A 16509-nucleotide genomic window follows, 5' to 3' on the forward strand; every position below is an offset into this window, starting at 1 on the left:
TAAAGGGAAGCGCGAGATATTTGCCCTATTTAAAGCTTGAGTGCAATATGCTACAAACACCGTATGGTTGTCGTTAGTATTCATAAAAAAACCCGATCTCATTTTGTGAGCTCGGGTTTTTCTTTGTATGTATTTGTGTAATTCCTAGCCAACTTTTTCTTTACTTGAGTATAACCAAATGAAACAATGACGCGCTTACATGACTGTCTGACGGTAAAGTCAGAGGTCTACTGATGATGAAATCAGAGGCTTGGTCATGATTACAGTGGTCTTTAAAGGAATAAAGTTATGAGCATAGAATCAAAATCAGAGGCGAGGACTGCTGAACTGGAAGCATTAGATAATGGTTTTATGGGACACCCCAAGCCATTGCGTTCTCTATTTTTTACCGAAATGTGGGAACGATTTTCTTACTATAGTATCCGTCCCTTACTCGTATTATTCATGGTAGCGACGGTTGGCAGCGGCGGTTTCGGCTTTGATGAAGTAACGGCTTCTGCTATTTACGGTATTTTTGCAGGATCGTTATATTTGGCAGCAGTGCCAGGTGGTTGGCTGGCAGATAATTGGCTTGGTCAAGAGCGCGCACTGTGGTGGGGTAGTATCATTATTGCCGTTGGGCATTTGTGTATTGCCTTGTCTGCCGTATTCGGTATGACGCTGTTTTTTGTCGGTTTGATATGTATCGTATTGGGTTCAGGACTATTCAAAACCTGTATCTCAGTCATGGTTGGTGCCTTATATCCCAAAGGTGATGTCCGCCGTGATGGGGGTTTTACGTTATTTTATATGGGTATCAATATTGGCGCGTTGCTGGCCGCCCTTATCGTAGGTGTCTTTAAAGAAAAAGGCATGTGGCATGCAGGTTTTGGTGTTGGTGGTCTTGGCATGCTTGTGTCGCTACTGGTCTATCGCTTTGCAGCACAAAAGAACTTAACACGTTATGCACGCGCCAAAGGCATTACAGCTGAATGGGAAAACGCCAACGGTATTTACAAAAACATAGGTCGCTGGGTTGCAGGGTTTGTAGCATTATTGGTGGCAGTGGTGCTTTTGGTATCGACGGGTATGATCTCGTTCAATCCTCAAATGGTCGCAGAGTATATGACCTATATTATTGCAGCGGTCGTTATATTGTATTTTGCCATCATGTTTATCTCACCAAGATTGGATAAGACGGACAAACTGCGTTTACTGATTTGTTTTATTCTAATCATTGGTTCAACGCTATTTTGGTCAAGTTTTGAGCAGCAGCCAACGTCATTTAACTTGTTCGCTGATCGTTATACCGATTTGAATGTTTTAGGTTTTGAGATCCCAAGTATTTGGTTCCAGTCTTTGAACCCATTGTTTATCTTAATTTTGGCACCTATCGTCAGCATTGTTTGGGTTAAGCTTGCTAATAAAGGTCTTGAACCAAGTAGTATGGCTAAGTTTGCACTCGGCATGTTACTTGCGGCCGCTGGTTTTGCCTTGATGATCTTTGCTTCAAAAAGCATTTTGACCAATGATGGCGGCTTGGCATCACCATTATGGTTGGTAGGCAGTTTGTTGTTATTGACACTTGGTGAGTTGGCATTGAGTCCGGTTGGTCTGTCTTCAATGACAAAACTTGCGCCAAAGGGCATGCAAGGTCAGATGATGGGGCTTTTCTTTGCCTCTATCGCTATGGGTAACTTGGTTGCAGCTTTCTTCGGTGGTCATGTGTCTGCTGACAAAATCGAAGGTTTACCGACCTTATTTACAACGATGACTGTCTTTTTGGTGGTGACAGCAGTTATCCTATTGGTACTGGCCAAACCTATCAATAATATGCTCAAAAAGAGCGAGCAAGCAGATCAAGTCAGCTAATTAGTAGATAGCACCTTTTATCAACTGCTGATTGTACGTATTGCCTAAAGCAGTGATAACTGATGAGACGTGTTACCATGATTGGTAGCACGTTTTATTGTTTTAATTAGCGCAGTATTTTTTATGGGCTATTGAAAGCTTATGTTCTGCCCAAACATCTAATAATATCCAACGGCAATCATCGTGTGCTGACTGTTTTTATATATTTGAGCCTATTTACAATTTATTTTTTGCCAAACTGACTCTACACACTTTAAGCAGCACGTTGTCCGATTCAAATAAGACGGCTATCCATAGCCGCCTCATCGCTCTATCTAATATGAATAAGGAAGTAATTTATGACTAAACAAATCATCCATGATCGTATTGAAACTCTACGTCAGACCTTAACAGCACAAGACCTCACGGCCATTATCGTGCCATCAGCAGATCCGCATTTGTCTGAATACTTGCCAGAGTATTGGCAGGCAAGACTCTGGTTGTCAGGGTTTACAGGTTCAGTGGGTACATTGGTTGTGACGGCAGATTTTGCAGGTCTTTGGACGGACAGTCGCTACTGGGTACACGCAGCTGACCAATTGCAAGACACAGGTATTAGCTTAGAAAAACTCGCTCCTGGTCAGCCAAGCCACATTGATTGGTTGGCTGAGCATTTGGTCGAGGGCGATAGTGTCGCCGTTGATGGCAATGTCTTGTCTATCGCTGAGCAAGATCGTCTGTTAAATGCGTTTGATGCTCATGAGATTACTCTAATCACTGAGCGTGATGTGCTGGCAGAAATATGGGCAGATCGTCCAGCGCTACCAGATGCTGCACTCTATTCGCACGATGCGTCGTTTGTCGCGCAATCTGCTACTTCCAAACTGGCTGCGGTACGTGCTGATATGGCAGAAGCGGGCGCCACACATCATTTACTATCAAGCTTAGACGACATCGCTTGGCTCACCAATCTACGTGGCGCTGATGTCGATTATAACCCTGTATTCTTGGCGCATATGCTAATCAGTGAAGACAGTGCTACCTTATTTGTTGAGAACAGCAAGGTCAGTAAAGAGATTGCCAACCATTTGGACGCAAGCGGTATCACGCTGGCGGCTTATGAGGCTGTGCAAGAGGCACTAGGTACATTGACGCCAGAAGATTTGTTACTATTAGACCCAAATAAAGTAGCCGTCGGCACCTTATCAAAAATGGCAGATGATGTGGGTTTTATCGAACAAATGGCGCCAAGTACTTTGCTAAAGTCGGTGAAATCTGATGCGGATATTGACCATGTGCGTGAAGCCATGCGTCAAGATGGTGCAGCACTGTGCGAATTCTTTTCGACGTTTGAGCAACGTCTTGAGGCAGGCGAGCGTCTAAGCGAGTTGGATGTTGATAGTATGCTGATTGAGGTACGTAGTCAGCAGCCACACTATGTATCGCCAAGTTTTCCGACCATTGCAGGGTTTAATGAAAATGGCGCATTGCCGCATTACCGCGCAACACCAGAAAAATTTAGCTACCTCGATGTGAATGAAGGGGAAGGCGGATTGTTACTGATTGATTCAGGCGCACAATATCAAAATGGTACGACTGATATCACTCGTGTGGTCGGTATCGGAGCGGTCAATGCTGAACACAAACGTGACTTTACTACAGTATTAAAAGCACACATTGCCTTAGCACGCGCTCATTTCCCAGACGGTATTGCTTCTCCATTAATCGATGCCATTTGCCGCGCACCATTGTGGCAAGCGCAGATGGATTATGGTCATGGCACCGGTCATGGGGTTGGGTATTTCTTAAACGTACATGAAGGTCCACAGGTCATTGCTTATAGCGCCAGTACACCAAAAGAGCGCGCTATGAAAGTCGGTATGATCTCAAGCAATGAGCCAGGTCTCTATCGTGAAGGCAAATGGGGTATTCGTATTGAAAACTTGGTAATCAACACGCCAGTCGGCAATCCTACTGAGACAGAATTTGGTGATTTCTTACACTTTGAAACCATCACTTACTGCCCAATTGATACGCGTTTGATTGAACCGTCACTATTGGACCAAGTAGAGACTGATTGGCTCAATCAGTATCATCGCCAAGTGTTTGCAGAGTTAAAAGATCGCGTGGACGGCGCCGCACTTGAGTGGTTGACTGAGCGAACACAAGCCATCTAATCAGAAATATTGCTTGTCTGAAAATGAGGACAAAACGCGCAGAGAGCGACTAAGATAAGGTGTTTTACGGCCTTGTATCGTGAATAAAATACAAAAAAGCCCCGTCAGTCATAGGCGGGGCTCTTTTTTATGCGTTTTTTGGTACGGAGCCTTTGACTATTTTCAGTCGAAGCTTTTAGTAGAAACTTACGGTCAATCAGGCGCTCACTGTTAATGAATGTTTTTCTTAATGTCCTCTTCTTTCTTCACTGGCGTACCTTGATCACCTAAATGCTGAGTGACTTCGGCCCGTAGCCAAGATTTTAGGTTTTCAGACATTAGCATCATCTGATCGCTAAGATAGTCATCAATCTGCATTTCTAGTTCACGAATCAATGCTTGATGATTGGTATTTGCGTTTGCATCTTTTAATGCCAAGCTAATGGCAGCGCTGGCTTTAGTATTAATTGCCTTAATAGCACTGTCGGTTTTGATGCTTGTCTCATTCATGGTATTGGCAGGTTCACCTATGGTCTTAGTGTCTGTGTCAGCTGAGGCTTTGCCAGTATTGTCAATAGCGTTATTTTCAGTACTTTCGATATTCTTACCGTCAATACCTATTTTATCTGCATCGTTTGCTGCGGTAGAGGCATTCGGATTGTTGTTATCCGTCACTGACTTTGATAATGCATTTTTTTCTAATTCTTTTTGCGCGGTTGCTTCTGTTTCAAGACGTCTGTCTTCTTCTTGCTGCTTAGCAGCTGCTATTGCTTGGCTTTTTTCATCTTCTAAGCGTTGTTGTTCAGCTGCTGCACGCTCCTTTTCTTGTTTATCGATGATGGCTTTTGCAATGGCTTGCTCAGCTTCATGGTTTTCATACAGCTCATCGACATGAGCGTCCAAATCATGCGTGCGAAAAACAAAGCTTTCAAAAGGGGTTTCTGTCTGCAATAAGTTGGTGATATCTTCTAGCTCTTGAGTGATGGCAGCGCGTATCGGTTCAGGAGCACACGTCCAGCGCTGATAAAAATGTTGGGAAAATGAGTAGCTTGACATGGTATCGTCCATAAATGTTCCAAAAATTACCCCTTATCATACGCAAGTACGATAAGGGGCTGCAAGTGGACAAACGTAGCCAATCTGACAACAACGTTACAACGTAAGGATGACTCACGTTGTCAGCGTTTACATCTTACTGATTGATAGGCCAGCGTGCAAAAATTAGTGAGCCATTCGTTCCGCCGAAGCCAAAGCTATTGGACACGGCGTACTGTAGGTTTTCCACTTTGCGTGATTGATTGGCCACATAATCGAGATTGCAGTTGTCTTCGACATTATCCAAGTTGATGGTCGGCGGCACATGCTGATGCTGTAAGGCTAATATCGTAAAGATAGCTTCGATACCGCCAGCTGCTCCCAGTAAGTGCCCAGTCATGGACTTGGTTGAACTCACTAAAATGCTGTCTTTCACTGGCGCAAATACCGTTTCGATAGCAATCGATTCAGCGACATCACCTGCAGGCGTGCTCGTACCATGCGCGTTGACATATCCAACTGCAGCAGGCTCAATACCTGCATCCTTCAGCGCATTTTTCATCGCTCTTGCCGCGCCGCTACCATCTTCTGGTGGCGATGTGATATGACTGGCATCATCACTCATACCGAATCCGACCAGTTCTGCTAGAATCGTTGCACCGCGAGCTTTGGCGTGAGCAAGGCTTTCTAAGACCACCATACCTGCGCCATCACCAAGTACAAACCCATCACGATCTTTATCAAAGGGACGCGAGGCTTTGGTTGGTTCCTCATTGCGGGTCGATAGGGCGTGCATGGCACCAAAGCCTGCCATACCAAGTGGACTGGAGCCTTTTTCGCTACCGCCAGCCAGCATGACATCAGCATCACCATAGGCAATCAAACGGGCGGCAAGGCCCATTGCGTGCGTGGCAGTGGTACAGGCCGTCGATGTGGCAAGATTAGGACCTTGCAACTTGTGCTTAATGGCGACCAATCCTGCTGCCATATTGACAATAGAGCCTGGGATAATAAAAGGTGAGACTTTAGTTGCACCTTTTTCATGTAGCATATCGCGACTGTTTTCAATGGTTTGGATACCGCCAATACCTGAACCTAAGATAATGCCAAAACGCTCTTGATCAACGTCTTTTACAGGACTGTCAGCCGCACTGACTTCATCAATGAAGCCTGCATTTTTCAATGCCATTGCTGAGGCAGCAATACCATAATGAATAAACTCATCATAGCGGCGTGCGTCCTTGGCGCTCATATAGTTTTTGGCATCAAAGTCTTTTACAACGCCTGCAATTTTCGCACGGTACTCTGTCGCATCAAAATGAGTAATGGGCACAATACCGCTATCGCCTTTGAGTAGGCTTGTCCATGAACTATCCACGTCTAGACCAAGCGGTGTGATAGCACCCATACCTGTGATCACAACTCGCATATCATCAGAGCGTTCGTAGTGGGGTGGCTTATGGCGCGTTTTCTGTTCTGGAGCAGCATCAGTATTATTTGCAGCTTGCACGGAAGGTGAATTGCTGTGTTGGCTCATGCGATATATCCTATACTTATGGTCCTAAGAGGATGATGTTTTCCTAATATTTTAATGTGATAACGTCATGTTATTTATAACGCTATCACTATATTTTGGCAACCATTATAAAACACATTAGTTTACGCATGTAAACTTAAATGAACTGGTCAGGCAAAACAAACTTGACCCAGTACCACGCCCTTGTTTGCACCCGTTACTTCAGGCAAATTACCCGATTCTCCCATCAATGTCTGCCTTGACAACCACGCAAAAGCAACGGCTTCTACCCATGTCGGATCAAGTCCTAAACTTGCGGTGGTTGCCACGGTACAATGAGGCAAATTTACCTGCAAACGCTCGATCAAATAATCATTAAGCGCACCGCCACCGCACACGTAGATGGCACCGCAGTCTTGTTTTTCTTTAAGTAAGACTTGCTTGATTTGTATACTAGCGCTGATCGCCGTCAGTTCGGTCAAGGTGGCTTGCACATCTGCTGATGAATAGCGCGTATAAACAGACGCTTGATCGAATTTTTGCAGCTCATCTTGTAGCCATTCTAGATTAAAGTCTTCACGACCAGTGCTTTTGGGATAAGGCTTAGCAAAAAAAGGATGCTCTAAAAGCTGATTCAATAGTGGCTCAACGATTTGTCCTGACTGCGCCCACGCACCGCCTGCATCATAATCTTTGTCGGTATGCAGTGTCGTCCATGCATCTAATAACAGATTGGCAGGACCTGTGTCATAACCGATTACGTGACTTGAGTGATGATTTGCCGTCTCGTGAGAGACGGCTGGCAAGACGGTTATATTGGCGATACCGCCCAAGTTTAATAGTACACGCGTATTGTCCGTGGCGGTAAATAGCGCTTGATGAAAAGCAGGCACCAAAGGCGCGCCTTGTCCACCAACTGCCATATCGCGGCGGCGAAAATCACTGACAACGCTAATACCAGTACGCTCAGCAATGATATTGGCATCGACTAGCTGCAAGCTAAAACCCATGTGCGGACGATGGCGGACAGTTTGACCATGACAGCCAATCGCCAAAACCGTTTCTGCCTCTACTTGGGCTTGTTGCAATAAGCTATTGACCACGTTACTGGCAAATTCACCATACTCACGACTTGCCCAGCCAAACCAATCCAACTCGCTGCTTGGCTCGTCCGCTGTTGGTGTTAATTGACTCACACCATTTGGCTGGCAGAGCGCCAACAATACCTCACGCAGTCGTGGCGGAAAATCTTGGCTATAAGTGGCCAATAAGCGCATGGGCTGCTGCGTATCGCTTTCTTGACTAGCTGAGTCGCTAAATTGACAAAGAACCGCATCCATACCATCCAAGCTTGTGCCCGACATCATGCCGATATATAAGCCATCATCGAAGTTTTCAAACACCGTTTGCTCAAGTGCTTCGGTCAAGGTGGCGTAATTTAAGTCATCATTATTGTGTACGTGGTCGTCTAAACCACTATTTATACTTAAATCTATATCGGTACTATGAGGGTTATCAGTTATTGATACGGGCTTGGTCATGGCAATTTACCTTAAAAAACGCTAGTATATCTGCCAAATTCTAACATTTTTTGACGGCTACGAGATTCTAAATAGCCCAAGTACTTTCACCATTTTATAAAGACCATTAAGAGATCCTCATGACCACTCAGACCTACACCCTAGAAGAACAGCTTGCCCTTATCCAGCGCGGCACACAAGAAATCCTATCGGAAGAGGATTTGGTTGCTAAGCTCAAGCTCAATCGTCCACTACGTATCAAAGCAGGCTTCGATCCCACAGCCCCTGATTTGCATTTGGGTCACACGGTTTTGATCAATAAGCTCAAGCATTTTCAAGACTTGGGTCATGAGATTTATTTCTTAATCGGCGATTATACGGCCAAGATTGGCGACCCTTCTGGCAAGAACAGCACGCGCCCTCCGTTGACTGACGAGCAAATCAAAGCCAACGCCACCACCTACGCTGAGCAAGTCTTTAAAATTTTGGACAAAGAAAAAACCCGCGTGGTCTTTAACTCAGAATGGTTTAACGACATGACAGCGGCAGATATGATTCAGCTCGCCAGTCAGCAAACGGTCTCACGGATGCTTGAGCGCGATGATTTCTCCAAGCGCTATGCGTCGCAAACGCCGATTTCTATTCATGAGTTTCTCTATCCCTTAGTACAAGGGTATGACTCTATCGCACTAAAAGCCGATGTCGAGCTTGGCGGTACCGATCAAACCTTTAACTTATTGATGGGACGTACTTTGCAAGGCCGCTACGGTCAAGAGTCGCAAGTGTGTATCACTGTTCCAATCCTAGAAGGCTTGGATGGCGTGAATAAAATGTCCAAATCTCTTGGTAACTATGTCGCCATCTACGATGCGCCAGGAACCATGTACCAAAAAATCTTGTCAATGCCAGATACTTTGATTCGTCGCTACTTTGAGTTTTTAAGCTTTAAACCAATGGAAGAAGTCGAAGCACTGATGAGTGAGATGGAAGGTGGTCGTAATCCACAAGAAATCAAACGCATTTTGGCGGAAGAATTGATCGAGCGTTTCCATGATGCCGATGCTGCTGCCAACGCGCATAAATCAGCGGGTAACGTATTAGCAGATGGTGAGTTGCCGGTTGATTTGCCAGAAGTGACGTTAACGCTTGAGGATGGTCAAGATGCTTTGTTTATCACGCAGATACTAAACCAAGCAGGATTGACCAAGAACAGCGCGGCGGCAAAAGACATGCTAAAACGCAATGCAGTAAAAGTAGATGGCGAAGAGGTCAATGCTGGCTTTAGCTTAACCTCAGGCCAGACAGTCGTCATCCAAGCAGGCAAAAAAGCCTATGCCAAAGTGACGGTAGAATAAATATGGAAAGTATCGAGTTATTCTATGGTATTAAACAAGAGTTTTACGATTTAAAATATAAAGACAAGGATCAATTAGATAAATTAAAGCGTCGATTAAGAATGTTAGTAACAAATATTCTTGGTAAGGGTTCAAGTTACTATAATGAAATAGTAGCAATAACTTACTCTTCATCTTATAGTTATTCAGGTATGTCAGAGTCGATACGTGTTGACGCTTGGAATTTTGGTAAAAATAGAACTATTAATTTGATTGATACTATTATCGAAGAGCTGGAATTATTTCCGAAAAATATTAGTATGATTAACATCGAAGCAGAGGTTGAAAAGACTGATTGCAACAAAGTCTTTATCGTTCACGGTCACGATGATGGCGCTAAGAATGAAGTAGCACGGTTTGTTGAAAAACTTGGTTTTGAAGCCAAGATTCTTCATGAACAGGTCGATTCAGGCGCTACCATCATAGAAAAGTTAGAAAAATATACGGATGTCGGTTTTGCTATTGTGCTTTATACGGCTTGTGATGTTGGTGGAGTTAAGTCCGAACCAAATAATTTAAAACCACGAGCACGACAAAACGTAATTTTTGAACATGGACTCTTAATTGGTAAAATTGGTCGAGCAAATGTCGTTGCACTTGTAAAAGGTGATGTTGAAATTCCGAATGACATATCAGGTGTGGTCTATAAGTCTATGGATTCAGGTGGAGCTTGGAAATATAGTATTGCTAGGGAGATGAAAAGCTCTGGCTATAATGTCGATATGAATAAAATGGATTAATGGAAACGGCCATGACTCAACAAAACCAAAATTCAGTTTCTCAAGGCATTTACCGCCATTATAAAGGCAGCTTATATCAAGTGCTGCATACGGCAACCCATTCAGAAACAGAAGAATCGTTAGTCGTGTACCGCTGTCTCTATGGTGAATACGACGTTTGGGTGCGTCCTTTGAGTATGTTTACCGAAACGGTCATAGTAGATGGTCAAGAAATACCACGCTTTGAGCTCATTAAAGCGTTGGATGATTAATATTATATGATTGATAACTGAGTAAACAAAAAAAGCGACCTATTAAGGTCGCTCTTTTTTATACTTTAAAAAGCCGTTAGCTATTCAAAAATGCAATCAACACATCGTTGAACTCGTCTTTATGCGTGACATTGATACCGTGCGGGCCACCTTGAACAATATGAAGCTGGCTGTCTGCAATCATATCATGTGAGCGTTCACCACTCGCTTCAAACGGTACGACTTGATCCGAATCACCATGTATCACTAAAGTTGGCACGTCAAACGCTTTTAGATCATCACGGAAATCAGTGTAGCTAAAAGATTTTACACAATCGTAAGTGGCTTTGGGCGAGGCAAATGCTGCGATATCACGGTTATATAAACGCATGGGTTTGCTCACCAACAATGAGCCATCTTTTGGTGTGAAAAAATTCTTAGTAAAGTCGTTTAAGAAAGCGATTCGATCCTCGCGCACGCCATCCAAAAACGCTTGTACGTCAGCATCTTCAAGACCACCATCGGGATTGTCATCGGCTTTGTACAAATACGGGGGAACGGCAGAGGCAAGCACCGCTTTGGCAACACGATCTGAGCCGTATTTACCGAGGTAGCGTGCGACTTCACCGCCGCCCATCGAAAATCCAACAAGGGTGGCGCCATTTAAATCCAGCGTGTCCATCAGCGCTTTTAAATCCTGTGCCAATGTGTCGTAATCGTAGCCTTCCCAAGGTTTAGATGACTGACCAAAGCCGCGTCTGTCGTAGGTAATGACTTGGTAACCAGCTTCTACCAGTGCAGGAAGTTGGGCTTCCCAAGCACGTCCACTTAGCGGCCAGCCATGAATCAGCACAACAGGTTTACCGCTTCCTTGAATCTCATAGTAGATATCGACAGGTTCATTGTCTTGTGTTGCAACTGTAACGTAGGGCATGATTTTATCCTTTTGAAATTATTTTATTTTTATTGCTTATGAGTGATACTTGCTGGTGTCTGTTAACTAGCCTAGTACTTGTTTGGTAAGTACTTATTTAACCTATGACTGTTCAGCTCAATACCGCTTTTTAGTATAAGACTGGTCTAAATCCATTGCTATGACAAGTCGTAAAGTTATAGTGGTAATTATGAAGTGATTGTGTAAAATCCTAGTTACTATTGTAGAAATTCTTTTATTGTTTTAAAAAACTGAATAGGTTCATCTATAGGTACGGCATGGCCTGAATGCGGTAGAATGATATCAGTGGCATTGGGTAACATCTTTGTGATTTTTTGCTGCCATTTAGGATCGTATAATTCTGACTTGGCCCCGATAAGACTAACGACTGGAATAGTCACATCGGCTGTGACAGAGCGAAAGTCATAAGGTATCGCCAAATAGGCTTGTAGGCAGCGCATTTTGTGTTGCCACGTACTATGGTCATAAAATGCTAGTTTATGATCGTTTTGATGAGTCAGTATCTTTACCAAGGCTTTTGAGCGCGGGCGGCTTACCGATAGTAAAGAAAACAGACGTTCAACATCCGTCACTCGGCGCTTGAGTGCAAAGGGCAGGTGAGTAAAGTGCTCAACTTGTGCGTAGGGTAATGTCATATCAACAATATCTTGTAAGATACCAAACACTTCTTCTTGCCGATCACCAAACAATCCTCCATCCCAATCTGATTGATTGTGAATCACAGGGCTTTGATCGATGTTTAAATAACGATTGACGCGAGATACACCAAAATAGGTAAAGTAAGACCACATGACGAGTGCACCCATAGAAATCGCTGCGATGGGTAAGGACTCTACCTTGTGAGCAAGACAAATGTGCTCAACCACAAGGTTGATATCGTCAGCATACTCACGTACGAAATCAAACTGAGTGAGTTTGATATCCTTTGCCGCGCCAAACCCTCTAAAGTGCGGAAGGTAAAATTGATATTGCCCTGTTAACGGTAAAATAAATGGCAAAAATTCACGCGCATCCATCCCATAAGCATGTAGCATCATGATAGGTTGACCGTTGCCAATAACAGAAACTGGTAATTGCGTGCCATCAGCCGCCGCGATATATATGGTCTTGAATGGATAATGAGTCGGTAGAGAAAGTCGGTTTATTTTCATATCAAGTCACAGCAAGTCTAAAGTAAATGTAGCCGATTTTATGTCCACTTATTTAGCCAGCCATTTTAGGTAACCTGCACCAAGAAAAGACTGCTATAGTTAATTCTAAATAAAAAAGGTACGACAATGATAATCCACTGCCAACGGTATATTTTCGTCGCCTCTATCTGCTAAGGCACAGCAAGCAAATATGACGTTGGCATTGCTGTATTTATTTTAAATTGAATTGACTACATATTAGGATCATCAAAAGAACCATAGCATAAAAACCAGCGGTAAAAACTTCGATGGTTAGTAAGTCATCTGTTTGCCAATAAACAAGGAGGTTAGTGCATGAGTAAGTTAACCTTACCACTATTGGATAATAGTCTTTATCCGCAAGTTTGGCAGCAGCAAACCTTTATCAGTCCGCAAGATTTTTTGATAGCGATGCTGACAGGACGTATCACACCAGATGCGCAGACATTCACCAAGCAGTTGCTTGCAAACGATGTCTATATAGAATGGGTCAACACCACTGTGTTTGGACGTTACTTGCACAGGCAGTTTACAGCGTACTCTCAGCAAACAGAAGACAGCTTCAATACCGATATGCCTGCATTATTTCGTCAAGAGTTGACGCGTCACGCGCAGTATTTGCCACTAGAGCAGATATTATTTTTTGCAGGGGATTTGCCAAAAAGCGTTCGACAAACCAAGCTACTTACCACCACAGTCAATCCAGCCACCGTCATAGCCAATGCAAAAAAAATGATGGAAAAAAAGACTACAAACGGCTCAAAGATGATTGTTAATGAAATAAAAGTCACAGGTAAGCAAGTATTGGGATTCCCTATACGTCACAACAAACGCACCAGTGAGCGCCTGCGAAATGAGGTTTTGATTTTAGATTTTCAGGATTTACGCTTGGTCAATGAGAGAACCATCGAGGATATAAAAAAAAGCAACATAGAGTCTATGTTGATAGAATCTATGTTTATAGAGACTATGTTGCTTCGGTCTTACGAATTACGTTGATAGACTTTACCGTAAGATAAAAGTTTATTTGTCTTGCTTGGCAATTGTCAAACCATTATAAGTTTGTGCCACTGGCATTACTTCCAAGCGATTGACGTTGATATGAGCAGGCGATTCAATCAGCCATAATAAAATATCGCCAATATCTTCACCCGTCATGGTTTTAAAGCCATCATATACTTTTGCAGCCTTATCATCATCGCCATGATAGCGCACATTTGAAAACTCAGTACCTGCCACGACGCCCGGTTCAATATTGGTCACACGCACTTGCGTACCGACCAGATCAGCGCGCAAGTTTAAGCTGAACTGTTTGACAAATGCCTTGGTTGCGCCGTAGACATTGCCGCCAAAGTATGGCCAGTTGCCCGCAATCGAGCCGACATTGATGATGTAACCGCTGTCACGATCCACCATCGCTGGCAAGACAGCATGAGTCAGTGCGATTAAACCTTTAACATTGGTATCGGTCATGCGCATCCAGTCACCAAGACTGGCTTTGTGTGCAGGCTCTGTACCGAGTGCGAGACCAGCATTGTTGACCAAGACATCGATTTGATTAAAACCGTCCGGCAGATTGGCAATGATATTCGGAATCGAATCAGTATCGCTGACATCCATCACCACAGGTAAAAAGTTTTCGCCCAAAGTCTTTGCCAAGGCATTAAGCTTATCTAAACGCCTGGCACAACCAATGACACGGTGACCTTTTGCGACCAAACGCTCAGCCAGTGCTTTACCAAAACCAGCACTTGCTCCTGTAATCAATACGTTCATTACTGCTCCTTATCATTGATGCTGTGTGCTTTTATATAATCTTGATGACGGTTTTTATCTTGATACTAATTATCCATTCGATTTATCTATTTGATAATTGCTTACCAAAGATTTTATCACCCGCATCACCCAGACCAGGAATGATATAACCGTGCTCATCCAAATGGCTGTCAAGCGCAGCGGTATAAATGGTCACGTCAGGATGCGCTTCATTGACTAAGCGTACGCCTTCAGGTGCCGCAACCAAAACCAACGCTTTGATATTGGTACAGCCGTTTTTCTTTAGCATCTCAATGGTCGCAACCATTGAGCCGCCCGTTGCGAGCATTGGATCAATGATAAGTGCAGGGCGTTTGTCCATGTGGCTCACAAACTTTTCAAAGAAAGGCACTGGCTGTAAGGTTTCTTCATCACGTTGTAAACCCACAACAGAAATCTTGGCAGTAGGAATCAAATCGAGCACCCCATCAAGCATGCCAATACCCGCACGCAAAATCGGTACAATCGTCGCTGTCTTACCGATGATTTGCTCACCAGTGATTTCGCCACACCAGCCTTGCATTGGGAAGGTTTCAATCTCAAAATCACGGCTTGCTTCATAAGCCATCAAGCGCGCAAGCTCTTTGGTCAATGTGCGAAATTTATAAGTACTACAATCTTTTTCGCGCATTAGGCTGAGCTTATGACGGACTAGTGGATGATCAATTACCGTAATGTTTAAATCGCTGTTTAAGTCACTCATAAGAACTCTCTTGGTTTTGGTCTGATGCTTGCGCAGTCACTGCGGTTGCTATTAGTATAAAAGATACAAACACTTACCGCACTTTAACGCTATAAATTATGGCCACATAGTAAGATCAAAGCCATAACAGCCAGATTGGCTCAGCGTTATTTTTTCAGCGCCTATAACCACTATAAAAGCCGGCCGTATTTCACTCACTATACTTGGCTATATAAAGCCACTCTAAGTGAGGCAGTGTTTAGGCCTGCTATGATACCAAAAAAACCACTTTTCTGATGAAGAATATCATGACTACACAACCTGCTAATGTTCAAAACCATAATCACTCAGATGCTGAGCAGACAATATTATCCAATACAAGAGCCGCTGCAATAGAAACGCATCCATTTCCTCCTGTGCTGCCAGCGCATGCCACTGTTATGATGATGGGAACGTTCCCGCCCACGGCTGACAAATGGGCAATGAGCTTTCATTACCCTAACTTTTATAATGATATGTGGCGGATTTATGGTCGTGTGTTCTTCGATGATGCTGACTATTTTCGGGTAGACGACGAAAAACGTTTCGATCCTGAACGTATTCGTGCCTTTATGTTTGAGCGCGGCATCGCTTCTTGTCCCACGGTCAAACAAGCCATTCGAGAGACGGGCAATGCTTCTGATAAAAACCTAACAGTCGTTACTCGCGTTGATTTGGACAGTATTTTGCCGCAAGTGCCCCAAGTAAAGACTTTATTTACCACAGGCGGTAAGGCAACAGAAGTTTTGATGAGTTTGCTTGAGACCCCACCAGCCAAATCAAAATATCCTAAGACCAATCAAAGTATGGACTATCCTTACCAGTGGCAAACCGATGAGCAAACCAGTTCTGTTAATGACTTAACTTTATATAGGTTGCCATCTACCTCACGCGCTTATCCGCTAGCATTAGACAAAAAAGTCGCTGCTTATAGAGAATTTTTTGAAAAGATGGGAAAGTTATAAAGTAAAAGTATAGGGAGGATTGCTCTAATAGAAAAGAAGGTCTAAAAATAGTAAAAGCCATCTATCTACTGAAACCGACTATTTTTGCTAGGGCAAACTATAATAAAAAACATACCTATAGCTGATCTTTCGATCTATCAAAAATAGTCAAAACCTAAGCTATTGAAAAAATTAGTATTTCCATATTTTGGTAAAATAAATGAAGAAACTTGTATAAAATTGGTTGACACTTCGTTCAAACTCTCTATAATACGCCCTCATCAAGACGGACTGGCAGTGAAGGATGTGTGAATTACACATTACTAACGCAGTTAACCTGATGAAACAAATTATAAAAAAGCTTGACAATTCAAATCATTATGATAAGATAGTCGGCTCGCTAGATAGCTTAACCGGTAACGGGATGAGCGAATAGCGAAAGTAATACCCTATATATCGATGACTGGACGACAGTGATTGAGAC

At 43.4% G+C, this 16509-nt stretch carries 14 protein-coding genes; 7 read left to right on the top strand and 7 right to left on the bottom strand.

Going from position 1 to position 16509, the window contains the following annotated elements:
- Positions 1-288 precede the first annotated feature (288 nt).
- Together FW759_RS12815 and FW759_RS12820 are read left to right on the top strand one after the other, a co-directional pair.
- Entirely contained in the window at positions 289-1851 is a 1563-nt protein-coding gene (locus FW759_RS12815; RefSeq protein ID WP_446443184.1) for a peptide MFS transporter, read from the top strand.
- Positions 1852-2189: 338 nt separating this feature from the next.
- On the top strand, positions 2190-4007 hold the full coding sequence (locus tag FW759_RS12820) for an aminopeptidase P family protein (protein ID WP_446443185.1): 1818 nt from the start codon (positions 2190-2192) through the stop codon (positions 4005-4007).
- Positions 4008-4217: 210 nt separating this feature from the next.
- On the opposite strand, the gene FW759_RS12825 is transcribed toward FW759_RS12820, so the two are convergent.
- From FW759_RS12825 to FW759_RS12835, 3 genes are all read right to left on the bottom strand, one after another.
- On the bottom strand, positions 4218-5054 hold the full coding sequence (locus FW759_RS12825; RefSeq protein WP_446443186.1) for a hypothetical protein: 837 nt from the start codon (positions 5052-5054) through the stop codon (positions 4218-4220).
- 124 nt (positions 5055-5178) lie between these two features.
- Positions 5179-6450: a beta-ketoacyl-ACP synthase II gene (fabF, locus tag FW759_RS12830; RefSeq protein WP_257011776.1), complete on the bottom strand. Its 1272-nt coding sequence runs from the start codon at positions 6448-6450 to the stop codon at positions 5179-5181.
- Between the two features lie 257 nt (positions 6451-6707).
- A complete protein-coding gene (locus FW759_RS12835; protein ID WP_446443187.1) occupies positions 6708-8078 on the bottom strand; it encodes an anhydro-N-acetylmuramic acid kinase in 1371 nt (456 codons plus the stop codon).
- 119 nt (positions 8079-8197) lie between these two features.
- On the opposite strand from FW759_RS12835, the gene tyrS reads away from it, so the two are divergent.
- From tyrS to FW759_RS12850, 3 genes are read left to right on the top strand one after another with little or no spacing between them, the layout of a single operon-like run.
- Complete coding sequence (tyrS, locus tag FW759_RS12840) at positions 8198-9412, top strand: tyrosine--tRNA ligase (protein ID WP_443530532.1); 1215 nt, start codon at positions 8198-8200, stop codon at positions 9410-9412.
- 2 nt (positions 9413-9414) lie between these two features.
- Positions 9415-10191, top strand: coding sequence for a TIR domain-containing protein (locus FW759_RS12845; RefSeq protein ID WP_446443188.1), 777 nt, complete (start codon positions 9415-9417; stop codon positions 10189-10191).
- Between the two features lie 11 nt (positions 10192-10202).
- Entirely contained in the window at positions 10203-10442 is a 240-nt protein-coding gene (locus FW759_RS12850; protein ID WP_443530534.1) for a DUF1653 domain-containing protein, read from the top strand.
- Between the two features lie 76 nt (positions 10443-10518).
- Here FW759_RS12850 and FW759_RS12855 read toward each other — a convergent pair whose 3' ends face one another.
- Positions 10519-11355 carry an alpha/beta fold hydrolase gene (locus FW759_RS12855; RefSeq protein WP_446443189.1) on the bottom strand — a complete coding sequence of 279 codons (837 nt, stop codon included), beginning with the start codon at positions 11353-11355 and terminating at the stop codon, positions 10519-10521.
- Between the two features lie 218 nt (positions 11356-11573).
- The gene (locus FW759_RS12860; protein ID WP_443530536.1) at positions 11574-12527 is read right to left on the bottom strand and encodes an alpha/beta fold hydrolase; all 954 of its coding nucleotides are present in this window, start codon (positions 12525-12527) and stop codon (positions 11574-11576) included.
- Positions 12528-12860: 333 nt separating this feature from the next.
- On the opposite strand from FW759_RS12860, the gene FW759_RS12865 reads away from it, so the two are divergent.
- Positions 12861-13544 carry a hypothetical protein gene (locus FW759_RS12865; RefSeq protein WP_443530537.1) on the top strand — a complete coding sequence of 228 codons (684 nt, stop codon included), beginning with the start codon at positions 12861-12863 and terminating at the stop codon, positions 13542-13544.
- Between the two features lie 24 nt (positions 13545-13568).
- On the opposite strand, the gene FW759_RS12870 is transcribed toward FW759_RS12865, so the two are convergent.
- Positions 13569-14321: an SDR family NAD(P)-dependent oxidoreductase gene (locus FW759_RS12870; RefSeq protein ID WP_443530538.1), complete on the bottom strand. Its 753-nt coding sequence runs from the start codon at positions 14319-14321 to the stop codon at positions 13569-13571.
- Positions 14322-14403: 82 nt separating this feature from the next.
- The gene (gene upp, locus FW759_RS12875; protein ID WP_062845579.1) at positions 14404-15063 is read right to left on the bottom strand and encodes a uracil phosphoribosyltransferase; all 660 of its coding nucleotides are present in this window, start codon (positions 15061-15063) and stop codon (positions 14404-14406) included.
- Between the two features lie 419 nt (positions 15064-15482).
- Here upp and FW759_RS12880 point away from each other — a divergent pair, with 419 nt between their 5' ends.
- The gene (locus FW759_RS12880) at positions 15483-16046 is read left to right on the top strand and encodes a DNA glycosylase (protein ID WP_446443191.1); all 564 of its coding nucleotides are present in this window, start codon (positions 15483-15485) and stop codon (positions 16044-16046) included.
- Positions 16047-16509 lie beyond the last annotated feature (463 nt).

It is taken from the genome of Psychrobacter sp. 1176_08, from assembly GCF_052850615.1.